The organism is Pseudomonas sp. Irchel 3A18, from assembly GCF_900187465.1.
Taxonomy (GTDB): domain Bacteria; phylum Pseudomonadota; class Gammaproteobacteria; order Pseudomonadales; family Pseudomonadaceae; genus Aquipseudomonas; species Aquipseudomonas cichorii.
Genome location: NZ_FYDI01000003.1, coordinates 50,710 through 66,087 on the forward strand (window position 1 = coordinate 50,710; position 15,378 = coordinate 66,087).

Here is a 15,378-nt window from a genome sequence, read left to right on the forward strand (position 1 = left end):
GGCGCGCAGTCTAACCAGCGGATCAACGCACTGAAAGAGTGCGGCGAGGTTTATTCGCCACACTCAGGCAGCAACCCATTACTTGATGAAATGCTCGCGGTAGAAACGCAGCTCGGCAATCGACTCCCGAATGTCGTCCAGCGCAAGATGGGTGTTGCCTTTCTTGAAGCGCAACTCCGGCGACCAGCGGGCAGCCAGTTCCTTGAGGGTGGAAACATCGAGGTTGCGGTAGTGGAAATAGTTTTCCAGTGCCGACATGTGTCGATACAGGAAGCGGCGATCCTGGCAAATGCTGTTGCCACAGATCGGCGAGCTGCGCTCCGGTACCCACTGTTTGATGAAGTCCAGGGTCTGAGCCTCGGCTTCAGCCATGCTGATGGTGCTTTCGCGAACCCGCTGGGTCAGGCCCGAGCCGCCATGTTGACGGGTATTCCACTCGTCCATCCCGGCCAGCGTTTCGTCGCTCTGGTGAATGGCGATCACCGGCCCTTCGGCCAGCGTATTGAGCTCACTGTCGGTGATGATCGTGGCCATTTCGATGATGACATCGGTGTCCGGGTCCAGGCCGGTCATTTCCAGATCGATCCAGATCAGGTTTTGCTTGTTCTGCATGTGACGACTCCTTGGCTAGGCTTCGCAGTTTAGCTCACCCCGGCGTGCTAGACTCCGCCGGATTCAATGTACGACCCAATCATTCGCTTCATCAACTCGGAACACCCATGGCCAAACGCCAACTCAATCGCCGCCAGAACTGGCGCATCGAAAAGATCCAGGGCGAACGCGCCGCCCGCGCTGCAAAACGCGAGACGCAGGCTCTGGAAACCCTGGAGGGCGGCGACCTCGGCCCCGAGCAGACCGGGCTTGTGATCGCTCACTTCGGTGTGCAGGTTGAAGTCGAAGCCCAGGACGGCGAACAGCGTGGTCAGGTTTTCCGCTGCCACTTGCGCGCCAACCTGCCAGCGCTGGTTACCGGCGACCAGGTGGTCTGGCGTGCAGGCAACCAGGGCATTGGCGTTATCGTTGCGCAACTGCCCCGCACCACCGAACTCTGTCGCCCGGACACCCGCGGCCAGCTCAAGCCGGTAGCAGCCAACGTCGACCTGATCGTGATTGTCTTCGCGCCGATGCCCGAGCCTCACGCCAACCTGATCGACCGCTATCTGGTTGCCGCCGAACACGCCGGCATTCACCCGTTGCTGCTGCTCAACAAGGCCGATCTGATCGACGAGCAGAACGCTCCGGCGCTCAACGCCCTGCTGGCGGTGTACCGCACACTGGGTTATCCGGTCATGGAAGTGTCGGCACATCATGGCGATGGCATGCAACAGTTGCAGAACCGCCTCGATGGCCATATCAGCGTATTCGTGGGCCAGTCGGGCGTGGGCAAGTCTTCGCTGGTCAACAGCCTGCTGCCGGAAGTCGAGACACGTGTCGGCCCGCTGTCGGAGCTGTCCGGCCAGGGCACGCACACCACGACCACTGCCCGCCTGTTCCACTTCCCCCGTGGCGGCGACCTGATCGACTCACCGGGTATACGCGAATTCGGCCTGGGCCATGTCAGCCGTGCCGATGTGGAAGCCGGTTTCATCGAGTTCAACGACCTGATCGGCACCTGCCGCTTCCGTGACTGCAAGCATGACCGTGAACCGGGCTGTGCCTTGCTCAAGGCTCTGGAAGATGGCCGGGTTCAGCAGCAGCGCATGAACAGTTATCGCTCGATCATCGCCAGTCTGCCGCAAGACAGTTACTGAAACGCACACAAAAGCGCCGCGATGATCGCGGCGCTTTTGTATCGGTTGTCATCACTCAGTTTTTGGCGGGTTCAGCCCGCAACTGGCCTTCCTCGAAGATATTCAGCTTTTGCCGAATCTCGTGAGGCTGGGCATAGGCCTGCGGATCGACCGGCACCGTAGTGGACGCTCCCGGAGCCCCTGGCGCTGCCGGAGCAGGCTGAGTCTGCGGCGCACCACCGGTATTCTGATCACCCTCGATACGCTGCTGGGCCTTTTTGGTCAACACGACGATATCGATACGACGGTTTACCGGATTGAACGGATGCTCACGGTCATACAACGACGAAGAAGCATACCCGACCACCCGGGCGACCTGCGAATCAGGGTAACCGCCTGCCACCAGCGCACGACGTGCAGCGTTGGCGCGGTTTGCCGACAGTTCCCAGTTACCGAACTCACCGCTACCCACATAAGGTTTGGCGTCGGTGTGGCCGCTGATGCTGGTCTTGTTCGGCACCGTGCGAATGGTGTCGGCCATGGCCAACAGAATGTCCTCGAAGTACGGTTTCAGACGGGCGCTGCCGGAGTCGAACATGGGCCGGTTATCTGCGTCCATGATCTGGATCCGCAGGCCATCCTGAGTGATCTCGAACAGGATCTGATCCTTGAACTTCAGCAGTTGCGGGTTCTCTTCAACCTTGTTCTGCAGTTCCTGCAACAGCATCTCAAGACGCTCCTGCTCGACCTGCTCAGCCTTGGATTCAGAGGTATCCGACTCGATAGGCACGGTATCCGGGGACGGCGTGGTCTTGACCTCGGGGTTGAGGGTCTGGTTAGGCGACATCTCGGGCGAGCCGCCCAGATCGATCACATAGGGCGAGCCACTGTCAGTGAAGCCGACCGGGTCCTTGAAGTAACCTGCGACCGCGATCAACTGCTCGGGTGTGGCAGCAGACAACAGCCACAGCACCAGGAAGAACGCCATCATCGCTGTCGCAAAGTCAGCAAAGGCAATCTTCCAGGCGCCACCGTGGTGTCCGCCACCAAAGCGCTTTACGCGCTTGATGATTATCGGCTGATTATTTTCCATGACTTAACGACCGCGAACCGCTTGTTCCAGCTCACTGAAGCTGGGCCGATGCGCCGGATACAGAACCTTGCGACCGAACTCCACGGCCAGTGAAGGTGGCATGCCGGAAGCCGAAGCCACCAGGGAAGCCTTGATGCATTCGTAGACGTTCATCTCTTCCTTGGCATCGTGAGCCAGGGAAGTGGCCAGCGGGCCGAAGAAGCCGTAGGCCGCCAGAATACCGAAGAAGGTACCTACCAGGGCCGCACCTACGTGCATACCGATAGCGGCCTTGTCGCCGGAACCCAGGGAAGCCATGGTGATCACGATACCCAGTACCGCTGCCACGATACCGAAACCGGGCATACCGTCGGCAATACCGGTAACGGCGTGGGAAGGATGCTCAAGCTCTTCCTTCATGCTCAACAACTCCATGTCGAACAGGCCTTCGAGTTCATGGGGCGCCATGTTGCCCGACGACATGATCCGCAGGTAATCGCAGATATAGGCCGTCATGCGTGCATCCTTGAGCACGCCAGGGTACTTGGCGAAGATCGGGCTGGAAGCCGGCTCCTCGATATCCCCTTCAATCGCCATCATGCCTTCGCGGCGGCTCTTGTTGAGGATCTCGTAGACCAGACCCAGCACTTCCAGATAGTAGGCGTGAGTAAAACGCGTACCGAACATCTGCAAGGACTTCTTGAAGACGTGCATGGTCATATAGCCAGGGTTGGCCTGGAGGAATGCACCCAGGGCTGCACCACCGATAATCAGCACTTCATAGGGCTGAAACAGCGCTGCGACCTGGCCGTGGGATAGAACGTATCCGCCGAGCACGCTCGCGAAAACGACGATGATGCCGATAATTTTAGCCATAGGTAGAAAATACTTATCGAGTCGGGTTCAGGGGCAAGTGCGGAAACTCTTGTTCTACGTATCGGCCTCCTTGGTCCAGACTATAGTCAGTTATTGTGAAAAACCAGTTCGACCCTAGAACAAAGGCTTGAAAACAGCTGTCCAGCCCTGAAGAATCGCAGCCTGCGCTGCATAAAAAAATCAGCTGTAAAGGCCTTCCAATGTCGACCGCAAGCTCTGTGAAGCACTCGATACCCAAGACCCTCGATGCCTGGATCAAGCATCTGGACGCCGTGGACTTGCCTATCCCCTCGGTGAACCACAATCATGTTCGCGACGCGCTGAAAGACAGCCGCCGCTCGCTGCGCGACATCGCCGACATGATGCAGGAAAGCCCGGAGCTGGTATTGAGCGTGCTGCGTGAAGCCAACCATAAAAGCCATGGCATGGTGGAACCGGCGGAAAGCCTGGAGATTGCAATCAACCGACTGGGGCTGGCCCGCACCGAAATACTGCTCGGTCGCCTGCCTGCCAAGGACCCCAAGGACATACCGGCCGCTTTCCGCCAGTTGATCCTTATCAGCCAGCATGCCACGCAACAGGCCAATGGGCTGTTCGCCAGTCGCCTCGCCCGTCTGTGGCAGGACATCCATCTGGGCAGCCTGTTGTTTCTGTCGCCGCTGTGGCCCATGGCACTCGCGCACCCCAAGCTTCTGGAGGACTGGGAAGTGCGGGTCATTCACAAGGGCGAGTCCAGCAGCGTGGTCGAGAAAGAGCTGTTCGGCGTCAGCCTGCTGGAGCTGTGCCTGGCGCTGGCCGAGTTCTGGCGTCTGCCGGTCTGGGTCACCCGCGGCTATAAAGTGCTGATCAACGAGCGACGCGAGCTGGTCAAGGCCCTGCACATCGCCCGTGAGGATCAAGACCCGTTGCGCCAGCAGCAACTCATGGATGCCGACCCGAACCTGCGTCGCTGGCTGAATCAGCCAGCCAATACCGTGCTGCTGGGCAATGGCCTGGCGCTGTCGGCCCAACAGGCTTGGAACAGCCCGCATTGCCTGCGCTGGGAGCGGCTCGCCAGCCTTTATCTGCAACAGCCACTGGCGGAAGTCCAGCAACAGGCTCACCAGAACGCCGCCAACAGCGCTCGCATCCATGCCGAAACAGATTTGTGGCATCCGGCCGAATCCCTGATCTGGCCCTGGGATGCCCGACGCATCAGACGCGACAACGATGTCGCCCCCCCGCCCTCCGCCGACGCCCTGCAACAGTGGCGCAAGCAGTGCGCCGAATTGCTGGTAGAACCCACGCCGTTCATCAATTCCATGCACCTGACCACGACCGCTCGCGATGCTTTGGTGGCCTGCGGTATGGAGCGGGTCATGCTGCTGATGGCGGACAAGACGGCCAGCGTAGTGCGCGTGCATCTGGCCGGCGGGCTGCCACCAGAAGTTTCGGGACTCCAATTCTCTATAAAGGAAAGTACGGTCCTGCAGCGCCTGCTGACCCAACCAACCCAACTGCGCATCACCCCCACCAACCATGCACAATTTGCGGCGCTGCTGCCTGCTGCCCTGAAAGGCATCTTCAAGGGCGAGCACTGGCTGATCCGCTCACTGGGCAACAACGGCAGGGTCCTGCTGCTGGTGGTCGCGGATCAGGGTGGAGGTCCATTGTCGGAAATATCCGTTCAGGCATTCGGAAAAACCGCGCAATGTATTGAGCGATCACTGGCTATCTTTAGCCAACGCAAAGCCTGAGGCCTGGCGTACAATTCGCACTTCCCCTTTATCGGAGGCTGCAAATGTCCGTCTTCACTGGTTTGCCGTTGGTCATCGAGCCACAAGATCTGCTTGAGCGCCTTGACGCCCCGCAACTGATCCTCGTCGATCTGACCAGCAGCGCCCGTTACGAGGCTGGTCATATCCGCGGCGCCCGCTTCGTCGATCCCAAGCGTACCCAACTGGGCCAGCCACCTGCGCCAGGCCTGCTGCCGGCCCATGGGGATCTCGAAAGACTGTTCAGCGAACTCGGCCACAATCCGGACGCCGTCTATGTGGTCTATGACGACGAAGGCGGCGGCTGGGCCGGACGTTTCATCTGGCTGCTGGATGTCATCGGCCACACTGGCTACCACTATCTGGATGGCGGCGTGCTGGCATGGGAAGCGCAATCCTTGCCGCTGACCACCGATGTTCCGGCTGCTGCGACCACTCCTGTGGCCCTCACCCTGCATGGCGAGCCCACCGCGACCCGCGAATATGTGCAGTCGCGCCTCGGTGCTGCCGATCTGGCGATCTGGGATGCACGTGGGCCGACCGAATATTCAGGGGAAAAGGTTGTGGCAGCCCGAGGCGGTCATATTCCTGGCGCAGTCAACTTTGAGTGGACTGCCGGCATGGACAAGACCCGCAACCTGCGTATCCGCCAGGACATGCCGCAGATCCTGGAAAACCTGGGCATCACTCCCGACAAGGAAGTGATCACCCACTGCCAGACCCACCACCGCTCCGGCTTCACTTATCTGGTGGCCAAGGCTCTCGGCTATCCACGAGTCAAGGCTTACGCCGGGTCATGGGGTGAATGGGGCAATCACCCGGACACCCCGATCGAGAAGTGACATCAGCTCCAAACGAGTCGGCTCCTCCCTCAAGCTTTAGGAATATAAATGAAAGAGCGTCTGTTCATCCTTAGTCAGCACCTGCTGCCACATCATCTTCTGTCCCGTCTGGCGGGCTGCGTTACCGAATGCCGCGTGCGCTGGTTCAAGAATGCCTTCACAGCCTGGTTCGCACGCCGCTATCAGGTGGACATGTCTCAGGCCCAGGTCGAAGACCTCACTGCCTACGAGCACTTCAACGACTTCTTCACCCGCGCCCTGAAACCGGACGCACGCCCACTGGACACCACTCCCGGCGCCATCCTGTGCCCGGCCGACGGCGCCATCAGCCAGTTGGGTCCTATCGAGCACGGCCGTATCTTCCAGGCCAAGGGCCACAGCTTCAGCGCACTCGAGCTGCTGGGCGGCGATCCAAAACTCTCGGCTCCGTTCATGGGCGGCCAGTTTGCGACTGTCTACCTGTCACCAAAGGACTACCACCGCGTCCACATGCCTCTTGCCGGGACCTTGCGCGAAATGGTCTACGTGCCAGGCCGTCTCTTTTCGGTCAACCAGACCACCGCCGAAAACGTTCCAGAGCTGTTCGCCCGCAATGAGCGCGTGGTCTGCCTGTTCGACACCGAGCGCGGTCCGATGGCCGTTGTACTGGTCGGCGCCATGATCGTCGCCTCGGTGGAAACCGTCTGGGCCGGGCTGGTCACGCCGCCCAAGCGCGAACTGAAAACCGTGAGCTATGACGAAGCCGCACGCGCACCAATACACCTGGAGAAAGGCGCCGAGATGGGCCGCTTCAAGCTGGGTTCCACCGCTATCGTGCTGTTTGGCCCGGATCAGGTTAAATGGGCCGAGGAACTGACCGCTGGTTCCAAGGTGCAAATGGGACAAGCCATGGCAGCACCTGCCCAGGCCTGAAACATCTCCTGACTTGAAATGCACAGGTACTCAGGAACCTGTGCTCAAGCCAGTGCTCCAAGGGAAGCAGACAGGTAATGGCATGAGGCCATAAAAGCTGCGAGAACGTGTCGATGCTGTTAAAGTCGCCTTATCGGTGCTGTAGGAAGCAGCGCACTTTAATTGACGCATGCACGATAAATTCACTGCAAAAATGCGTGAAATTCGTCAATCAAAGCCACCGTTCTGGCCTTTGAAGTAGCTGGAGTCTGCCTGTCACATGAGTAATTTGAGCTTACCTCTGTTGTTGCGTGCACCCACGCCAACACAGTCGAGCCTGTCATTCTGTGAACCCAATCCCCGCGACCTGAAACGCTGGATCTCCAGCCTGCCCAAAGCAAACATCGGCGAAATGGCCCGCCAGCTCTATCAAGGGCTGTCCGAACTCAACCAACTGATAACCCCCGGCGAGAACCGCCTCCAACTGCTGGAGCTGCTGCGCCCGGAAGTCTATTTCGTCTGCAGCCATCTGGAGCGGCACTTCCTCAATCAGGCCATCGTGCTCGATGAACGTCCGCGCAAGGTCGCCAATCTCTGCCAGGCGCTGCAAAACCACCTGGCAACCGGCTACAAACAGATCATCCAGAATGTGGCGACGCGCTACAGCAAGGAACAGGGCGCCCTGCTCACCACCGCCTTGCAACGCGCCATGCACGCACTCAACGGCCCCTTGATCCGCGCCAGTCAATTGTATTGCCCGGTGCAGGATGGCCTCTGGCTTGAGCTGCACAACATCTATCAGATTGCCCGCCAGTACCGGTTGCACAGCACGCCGGTGAATGAGCCGCTGGGCACCCATACTCGCACCCTGAGCGTCGAGCAGACCTATGCCATCGCGCTGCTGATGGGTTGCTCACGCAGCAATCAGATGCGCCAGCTGAATATCGGCAAGATGGCCGAAGCTCTGGAAGCCTGGAGCACGCTGATCACGCTGCAATCGCCAGCCAATGAAAACAGCCTGTTTGCCCTGGACCCCACGTCCGACAAACCGCCGCTTTATCGCACGCTGTTTACCGAAGAGCAGTTGCCCAAGCTGCTGGGGATCAACTCCCTGGCACTGGCCGACGCCCTCAATAAATACCTGGAACTGCCCGCCGATCAGCGCTCGCAGTCCAGATTACTGGTCCCGCCTCGTACCACCACCGACCTGCTGCAACATCTGGCAGCAGCCTGGGGCGATGTGGCCGAACGAACCTTTCAGCGCACTGCGGGCCAGGGCACGCTCAAACTGTGCATCGGCATGAGCGCCCTGCACTATTACGTCGGCGGCCAAAAGTCCTTCACCGAGCAGTTACTGCTGCCGGCCGCGAGCAGCGTGGCGGATTTCAGCCTCAAGGTGGTCAACGACACTACCGACGACCCGTGGTCCAACGCCTTCGATACCCATCGCGGCAATACCTCGTCGGTCTTGCTGCCTTTCGAGGAAATCGAATACCAGTCCGCCGATGGCGACAACGAGTCGGCTTCCAACGCCCAGAACATCTTTGCGACCTTTGAACTGAATATCGTCAACCACAGCCCCGGCGGCTATTGTCTGGCGTGGCCCAAAGAGGTCCCGCCACAATTACAGGCCGGTGAACTGGTGGGTATTCAGGATGACGCCGGTCAGGGCTGGAGCATCGCCATCGTGCGCTGGGTCAGACAGGTGCGCAGCGGCGGCACCCAGATGGGCATCGAACTGATCGCCCCATTCGCGCAGCCCTGTGGCATGCAATTGATACGTGAAGGGCAGAACAGCCAGTACCTGCGCACCCTGATGCTTCCGGAAGTCCGCGCCATGGGCAAGCCACCGACCGTGCTCGCCCCGCGCCTGCCCTTTCAGGAAAACAGCCAGGTCATGATCAACGTCAATGGCGAAGAACGCCGGGCAGCGCTGAGCAACCGGCACATCAGCAGCGCCAGCTACAACCAGTTCGAGTACAAGATCTACGATGCGCCCAAGGCCACGGAAAGTGAAAAGCCGAAGCCGGGGCAGGAATTCGATTCGTTGTGGAGTTCACTGTAGCCGCCGCAAGCCTTCAGAGGATTGCGACAGCTACACAGACCAGGCGTGTCAGCCGCGCCCCTCGCGGTCCCGGAAGCCCAGCAGGTACAGAACCCCGTCCAGACCCAGTGTCGAAATCGCCTGTTTTGCAGACTGCTTCACCAGTGGCTTGGCGCGGAACGCGACCCCAAGACCGGCAATCGCCAGCATCGGCAAGTCATTGGCGCCATCGCCCACCGCGATAGTCTGCTCCAGACTCAAACCTTCCTTGTTCGCCAGCTCACGCAGCAGATCGGCCTTGCGTTGAGCATCGACAATCGGCTCGACTGCAACACCGGTCACTTTGCCGTCGACCACTTCCAGCTCGTTGGCGAACACATAGTCGATGCCCAGCTTCGCCTGCAACTGCTTGGCAAAGTAAGTGAAGCCGCCGGAGAGGATCGCGGTCTTGTAGCCCAGGCGCTTGAGTTCGGCAAACAGGGTTTCAGCACCTTCGGTCAGGCGCAGGGAAGCACCGATTTCATCCAGCACCTTCACATCCAGCCCTTTGAGCAGCGACAGACGCTCCTTGAAGCTGGCGCGGAAATCCAGTTCGCCACGCATGGCGCGCTCGGTGATTTCCGAAACCTGCTCACCGACGCCGGCCGCCTTGGCCAGCTCATCGATGACTTCGGCTTCGATCAGGGTCGAATCCATGTCGAACACGGCCAGACGGCGGTTACGACGGAACAGCGAATCCTGCTGGAACGCAATATCGACGTTCAGCTCCTGGGCCACGCTGAGGAATTCGGCCTGCATGGCCTTCGGATCCGCAGGCTCGCCGCGCACGGAGAACTCGATGCAGCCTTTGCCCTTGTCGGCTGGCGTGTCGAGGGGCATGCGCCCGGACAGACGATCTATATGGTCGATATTAAGGCCGTATTTTGCGGTGATAGAACTGACACACTGCAATTGCTCGGCCGTGACCTTGCGGGTCAGCAGGGTCACGATATGCCGTGCCTTGCCTTGCCCGTCGACCCATTGCTGATAATCCTCTTCGGACACCGCAGTGAAACGCACCTGCTGATCGAGCTTGTAGGCTGTGAACAGGATGTCCTTGAGGACGGAAGAGCCCTGTTCGGTATCCGGAATTTCGACCAGGATGCCGAACGACAAGGTGTCGTGAATCACCGCCTGACCAATATCGAGGATGTTCACGCCACCCTGGGCAAGAACACCGGTGATGGCCGCAGTGAGACCCGGACGGTCGACACCAGTGATGTTAATCAGGACGATTTCGCGCAAGGCACACCCCAGCAGTGGAAAAAAACCGCATTCTAACCACTTTCTGTGACCGTCGGGCACAGCCAGCGCTTTGCCGCTACTGGGACGGTCGTTATACTGCGCGCAACTTCACCGAAAGAGCCGTGCTCTGTGAACCGGCCCACGCCCGTTAAAACCGATAATTTCTTCCTGCTGATCTTTCGTGCATTGCGCCACCGCCGTGTACCGATAGCTTTGCGTATTGCCAGCCATAACGTGATCCTGGTCGCCTTGGCGTTGGTGATTTACGCCGGCGTGATGGGCCTGCAATTCAAGCAGGCCATGCACGAACAGGCTGACGCACTGGGGCAGGCCCTGACCACACAGACTGCAACGTCGGCCACCGAGCTGCTGGTGTCCAACGACATCCTCAGCCTCAACGTGCTGCTGGGCAATCTGGTCAAGAACCCGCTGGTGGCCCACGCTGCTATCTATAGCGTCGACAACCGCATCCTTGCGGAGGCCGGGCAGCGTCCGAAAAACAGCCTGCTGGGTGAAGCCCAGGGTCTTTATGAAATAAAGATCACTTTCCAGGATGTCATGGCCGGACACCTACGCATCAGCCTGGACATGACGCAATTCCAGCAGCCCATGACCATCAGCCTGCAAAGCATGGGCATTCTGGCTGGCATCCTGCTTGCGTTGGCGCTGACCTTGAGCCTGCGCCTGGGCCGCCACATATCCACGCCACTGCTGCAACTGCGGATCTGGCTGCGTGATATCGACCCTTACACCCCCGCCACAGACCGCCAGGATGAAATCGGCGATCTGGCGCGGCAACTGCGCTCCTCCTTCGCCCCACCGGTTCCAGAGCCGCAAACGCCGCCGGAACCCGAGTACAGCGAAGACGACGATACATACCTGGAGCCTGAAGACGAGCAGCCAGCGCCTTCATTTTCGGCACGGGATACAAGCTTCGATGAAACGCCCAAGCCTCGCGTGATCGCGCCTCCCGCGCAACGTCGCTTCGTGGCGGAAGAAGATGAAGAGGACGAGGAAGATCCGTTTGCCGATCTTCGCGACAACTCCAGCAACACACCGGCCATTCGCCCTGCTGCTGGGCTGTCCACCCCAGGCGAGCCACAGCACAGCGCAGTACTGGCCGTGCAACTGGGCGCCCAGGATCAACTGCGCCGCCTGCCACGCGCTCGCCTGACCGACCTGCTGCAACGCTATCGCGACTGCCTCGATCAGGCAGCTTCGCTCTATGACAGCGAACTGCACACCCTGAATGACGGCAGCACACTGATGCTGTTCCACAGCCAGGAAAGCGGTGAGGACTACCTGACCAATGCGATCTGCTGTGGCGAACTGCTGCGTGCATTGAGCCATGCCTTGCAGATCGAAGTCGCCGACAGCGGCATCACCCTGCAATTGCAGTTGGGCCTGACGCTGGGTGAAGGCCTCTCCGGCCTGAGCCAGATCGATCTGCTGCTGACCGAAACCGCCCAGGACGCACTGGCGCTCTCTCAGCACAGCCGCAACCTGCTGCTGGTGGAGCGCAAGATCAACGACGACACTCTGATCCGCCAACGCGCCCGCATCCGCCCGATCGCAAGCCCGGAAGGCGCCTGCTGCGTAGAGCGCCTGATGGAGCCTTATCCGTCCATGCTGGAGCGCCAGCTGGCGCGAATGCATGAGACGCACAAGGCCTGAATGACCTCGCTCCTACCTGGATAGAGCCAACAAAAAAGCCCGCATCGCTGCGGGCTTTTTTGTTGGGTTCAGACTTAGAAGCGGAACACTTCAAGGTCTGTGCGTATCGGTGAAGCCATCGGGATCTTCGGTTTATCGGGCTCTTTGGCCTTCGCAACCGGAGCCTTTTTCGGCTCATCAACGACTTGCCAGGCAATTGGCTTGACCGCCATGCTGACCTGATCGGCCAGACGCTGCAGCAAAAGACCCTGCGCCCGGACCTGATCGGCAGAGCCACCGCTGTGGACCTCTTCCAGGTGAACCAGACGGCTGTCACGAACATTGCCCTTGCGATCCAGCAAACGCCATTGCGCATCGAGCACAGCAGGTTGCTTGGCACCCGAATCCAGACGGGTGATGGACAACACGACCTGAACATCAGGCTTGAAGTTCGCAACCGCAGGCGCCAGTACAACTCGCTGGCTGTCCAGCTTCCAGGCCAGTTGACGCAGCAGGAGCTGGTCAATGTCCGAAGAAAGGTTGCCGGCCCAGCGGCCATCGGATGAAGCCGTCAGCGTACCGTCAGGCTGACGTTGCAGTAGGGTTTCACGTTGCAGATAGTCAGCAACTGAAACCGGGCCCAGTAAAACGGCAAGACCGGTGCTCTGTTTCGGCTGGCCCGGGTCACCACTATCGAGCTGATACAGTGCAGTCGGCTGATGCATGCTGCAACCAGCCAGACCTAAAACACCCGTCATCAACAAGACAAAGGGAAGGCGTAGAAAATTCATCGTCCCATCCAGGTGGCCACCACGGGCGGCCACAGTGTAGATACTTATAGGCTCGTACGGGCACTAAGCCAGCCGAGACCCCAAGACACCATATCATCCGTGAATATTCGCCATGACTCCAGCGATTATGCGTCGATCTTCATGGCAAAATGAAGACCGCTGGCTCTAAATGAATATTCCTAGCTGTTTTCCACCAACAAGGTATCCACACGCTGGAAGCCTCTTGGCAGTTTGTTCCCTCGTCGTCCACGCTCTCCTTTGTAATGTTCCAGATCATCGGCCTTGAGCGACAGTGTACGCTTGCCGGCCTGAAGCACCAGCGTAGCGCCTTGCGGGATTACCGCCAGGTCTGTCACGTATTCTTCCCGACTTGCCACACGCTCGCCCGGAATACCGATGATCTTGTTGCCCTTGCCCTTACCCAGTTGCGGCAGGTCGCTGATCTTGAAAACCAGCAACCGGCCTTCAGTGGTCACGGCTGCAAGCCAGTTCTGCTCTCGATCGGCCACAGGCCGCGGCAGAATGACTTTTGCACCTGCCGGCAGGCTCAGAAGTGCCTTGCCAGCCTTGTTCTTGGCCTGCAAGTCTTCACCTTTTACCACAAAACCGTAACCTGCATCGGATGCGATGACATACAGCGCGTCATCATCAGGCAGCAGCACGCACTCAAAGCTTGCGCCTGGCGGTGGTTGCAGCTTGCCGGTTAACGGCTCGCCCTGGCCCCGCGCATTCGGCAGCGTATGCGCCGCAACCGAGTAGCTGCGACCGGTCGAATCGATAAAGACCGCAAACTGGTTGGAGCGTCCGATGGCTGACGTCTTGAAGCCATCGCCCGCTTTATAGGAAAGCCCCGTGGCGTCGACATCATGGCCCTTGGCGCAACGCACCCAGCCTTTTTCGGACAGCACAACCGTCACCGGCTCGGTCGGCATCAGTTCGTTTTCGGACAAGGCACGAGCTTCGGCACGCGCAACGATCGGCGACCGGCGGTCGTCCCCATAGGTTTCGGCATCGGCAATCAGCTCGGCACGCACCAGCTTGCGCAGCTTGGATTCACTGCCCAGCAGGGCTTGAAGCTTGGCCTGTTCCTTGAGCAAGGCATCCTGCTCGCTGCGCAGCTTCATCTCTTCCAGACGCGCCAACTGACGCAGACGGGTATCGAGGATGTAGTCAGCCTGGATTTCCGTCAGACCAAAGCGTGCGATCAATTCGGCACGCGGATGCTCGGCGGTGCGGATGATATGGATCACTTCATCCAGGTTCAGATACGCCGTGAGCAAACCGTCCAACAGGTGCAGGCGGTGCTCGACTTTATCGAGGCGATATTGCAGGCGGCGACGAACGGTGGCGATACGGAATACCAGCCACTCATTGAGCAGTGCCTTCAGGTTCTTGAGCTGCGGCTTGCCGTCCAGGCCGATGATATTGACGTTCACCCGGTAGCTGGATTCCAGCTCGGTAGTGGCGAACAGATGCTGCATCAGCTCGTCGACTTCAACCCGGTTGGAGCGCGGGATAATGACGATACGGCAAGGATTTTCGTGGTCGGACTCGTCACGCAGGTCGGCCACCATCGGCAGCTTCTTGGCCTGCATCTGGGCCGCGATCTGCTCCAGCACCTTGGCGCCGGACACCTGGTGCGGCAGCGCGGTGACCACGATATCGCCATCTTCGACGCGATACACGGCACGCATGCGCACCGAACCACGACCGGTTTCGTAGATTTTCAGCAGGTCGGCCTGGGGCGTGATGATTTCCGCTTCGGTCGGGTAATCCGGGCCTTTGACGTGAACGCAGAGGTCTTCGATGCTGGCTTTGGGGTCATCGAGCAGATGCACGCAGGCACTGGCCACTTCCCGCAGGTTGTGCGGCGGCACATCGGTAGCCATGCCCACGGCGATGCCGGTGGTGCCATTGAGCAGGATATTCGGCAAACGCGCCGGCAAGACGGCAGGTTCATCCAGGGTTCCGTCAAAGTTCGGCACCCAGTCCGCAGTGCCCTGACCCAGCTCGCTGAGCAGCACTTCGGAATAACGCGACAGCCTGGCTTCGGTGTAGCGCATGGCCGCGAACGACTTGGGATCGTCCGGCGCACCCCAGTTACCCTGCCCGTCCACCAGCGTGTAGCGATAGCTGAACGGCTGGGCCATAAGCACCATGGCTTCGTAGCAGGCCGAGTCGCCGTGCGGGTGGAACTTGCCGAGCACGTCGCCCACGGTACGTGCGGACTTCTTGTGCTTGGCGTCAGCACCGAGGCCCAACTCGCTCATGGCGTAGACAATGCGTCGCTGTACAGGCTTGAGGCCGTCGCCGATATGCGGCAAGGCACGGTCCATGATTACGTACATGGAGTAGTTGAGGTAGGCCTGTTCGGTGAAGTCAGCCAGTGATCGGCGTTCTACGCCATCCAGGCTGAGGTCAAGGGAGTCGCTCATGCGGGC

At 59.7% G+C, this 15,378-nt stretch carries 12 protein-coding genes; 6 read left to right on the forward strand and 6 right to left on the reverse strand.

The genetic code is table 11. The features are described from left to right. Positions 1-78: 78 nt before the first annotated feature. The gene (gene orn, locus CKW23_RS05955) at positions 79-612 is read right to left on the reverse strand and encodes an oligoribonuclease (RefSeq protein ID WP_025258290.1); all 534 of its coding nucleotides are present in this window, start codon (positions 610-612) and stop codon (positions 79-81) included. A 107-nt stretch (positions 613-719) separates the two neighbouring features. Between orn and rsgA the strand changes: the two genes are divergently transcribed. Next, positions 720-1,751 (forward strand): small ribosomal subunit biogenesis GTPase RsgA, encoded by a 1,032-nt coding sequence (gene rsgA, locus CKW23_RS05960; protein ID WP_025258289.1) that lies wholly within the window; start codon positions 720-722, stop codon positions 1,749-1,751. A gap of 55 nt (positions 1,752-1,806) precedes the next feature. On the opposite strand, the gene motB is transcribed toward rsgA, so the two are convergent. Together motB and motA are read right to left on the reverse strand one after the other, a co-directional pair. Next, entirely contained in the window at positions 1,807-2,823 is a 1,017-nt protein-coding gene (gene motB / locus CKW23_RS05965; RefSeq protein WP_025258288.1) for a flagellar motor protein MotB, read from the reverse strand. Between the two features lie 3 nt (positions 2,824-2,826). Continuing rightward, a complete protein-coding gene (gene motA / locus CKW23_RS05970; protein ID WP_025258287.1) occupies positions 2,827-3,678 on the reverse strand; it encodes a flagellar motor stator protein MotA in 852 nt (283 codons plus the stop codon). 200 nt (positions 3,679-3,878) lie between these two features. On the opposite strand from motA, the gene CKW23_RS05975 reads away from it, so the two are divergent. The 4 genes from CKW23_RS05975 to CKW23_RS05990 all read left to right on the forward strand — a co-directional run bounded on the left by CKW23_RS05975 (position 3,879) and on the right by CKW23_RS05990 (position 9,230). Beyond that, positions 3,879-5,414, forward strand: coding sequence for an HDOD domain-containing protein (locus tag CKW23_RS05975; protein WP_025258286.1), 1,536 nt, complete (start codon positions 3,879-3,881; stop codon positions 5,412-5,414). A gap of 44 nt (positions 5,415-5,458) precedes the next feature. After that, positions 5,459-6,274: a rhodanese-like domain-containing protein gene (locus CKW23_RS05980; protein ID WP_025258285.1), complete on the forward strand. Its 816-nt coding sequence runs from the start codon at positions 5,459-5,461 to the stop codon at positions 6,272-6,274. Between the two features lie 48 nt (positions 6,275-6,322). Next, on the forward strand, positions 6,323-7,186 hold the full coding sequence (gene asd, locus CKW23_RS05985) for an archaetidylserine decarboxylase (RefSeq protein ID WP_095067234.1): 864 nt from the start codon (positions 6,323-6,325) through the stop codon (positions 7,184-7,186). A gap of 259 nt (positions 7,187-7,445) precedes the next feature. Further along, positions 7,446-9,230, forward strand: coding sequence for a hypothetical protein (locus CKW23_RS05990; RefSeq protein ID WP_025258283.1), 1,785 nt, complete (start codon positions 7,446-7,448; stop codon positions 9,228-9,230). A 48-nt stretch (positions 9,231-9,278) separates the two neighbouring features. Here CKW23_RS05990 and serB read toward each other — a convergent pair whose 3' ends face one another. Continuing rightward, positions 9,279-10,493: a phosphoserine phosphatase SerB gene (gene serB, locus CKW23_RS05995; RefSeq protein WP_025258282.1), complete on the reverse strand. Its 1,215-nt coding sequence runs from the start codon at positions 10,491-10,493 to the stop codon at positions 9,279-9,281. Positions 10,494-10,622: 129 nt separating this feature from the next. Here serB and CKW23_RS06000 point away from each other — a divergent pair, with 129 nt between their 5' ends. Then, positions 10,623-12,167, forward strand: a complete 1,545-nt coding sequence (locus CKW23_RS06000) for a HAMP domain-containing protein (RefSeq protein WP_095067235.1) — start codon at positions 10,623-10,625, stop codon at positions 12,165-12,167. A 74-nt stretch (positions 12,168-12,241) separates the two neighbouring features. Here CKW23_RS06000 and CKW23_RS06005 read toward each other — a convergent pair whose 3' ends face one another. Together CKW23_RS06005 and parC are read right to left on the reverse strand one after the other, a co-directional pair. After that, positions 12,242-12,937, reverse strand: coding sequence for a membrane integrity-associated transporter subunit PqiC (locus CKW23_RS06005; RefSeq protein WP_025258280.1), 696 nt, complete (start codon positions 12,935-12,937; stop codon positions 12,242-12,244). A gap of 179 nt (positions 12,938-13,116) precedes the next feature. After that, positions 13,117-15,372: a DNA topoisomerase IV subunit A gene (gene parC, locus CKW23_RS06010; RefSeq protein ID WP_025258279.1), complete on the reverse strand. Its 2,256-nt coding sequence runs from the start codon at positions 15,370-15,372 to the stop codon at positions 13,117-13,119. Positions 15,373-15,378 lie beyond the last annotated feature (6 nt).

What these genes read in the sequence shown, in the direction of transcription:
- orn (WP_025258290.1), bottom strand. Translation starts at nt 612, where the DNA reads ATGCAGAACAAGCAAAACCTGATCTGGATCGATCTGGAAATGACCGGC.
- asd (WP_095067234.1), top strand. Translation starts at nt 6,323, where the DNA reads ATGAAAGAGCGTCTGTTCATCCTTAGTCAGCACCTGCTGCCACATCAT.
- CKW23_RS05990 (WP_025258283.1), top strand. Translation starts at nt 7,446, where the DNA reads ATGAGTAATTTGAGCTTACCTCTGTTGTTGCGTGCACCCACGCCAACA.
- motB (WP_025258288.1), bottom strand. Translation starts at nt 2,823, where the DNA reads ATGGAAAATAATCAGCCGATAATCATCAAGCGCGTAAAGCGCTTTGGT.
- CKW23_RS05980 (WP_025258285.1), top strand. Translation starts at nt 5,459, where the DNA reads ATGTCCGTCTTCACTGGTTTGCCGTTGGTCATCGAGCCACAAGATCTG.
- CKW23_RS06005 (WP_025258280.1), bottom strand. Translation starts at nt 12,937, where the DNA reads ATGAATTTTCTACGCCTTCCCTTTGTCTTGTTGATGACGGGTGTTTTA.
- rsgA (WP_025258289.1), top strand. Translation starts at nt 720, where the DNA reads ATGGCCAAACGCCAACTCAATCGCCGCCAGAACTGGCGCATCGAAAAG.
- CKW23_RS05975 (WP_025258286.1), top strand. Translation starts at nt 3,879, where the DNA reads ATGTCGACCGCAAGCTCTGTGAAGCACTCGATACCCAAGACCCTCGAT.
- motA (WP_025258287.1), bottom strand. Translation starts at nt 3,678, where the DNA reads ATGGCTAAAATTATCGGCATCATCGTCGTTTTCGCGAGCGTGCTCGGC.
- parC (WP_025258279.1), bottom strand. Translation starts at nt 15,372, where the DNA reads ATGAGCGACTCCCTTGACCTCAGCCTGGATGGCGTAGAACGCCGATCA.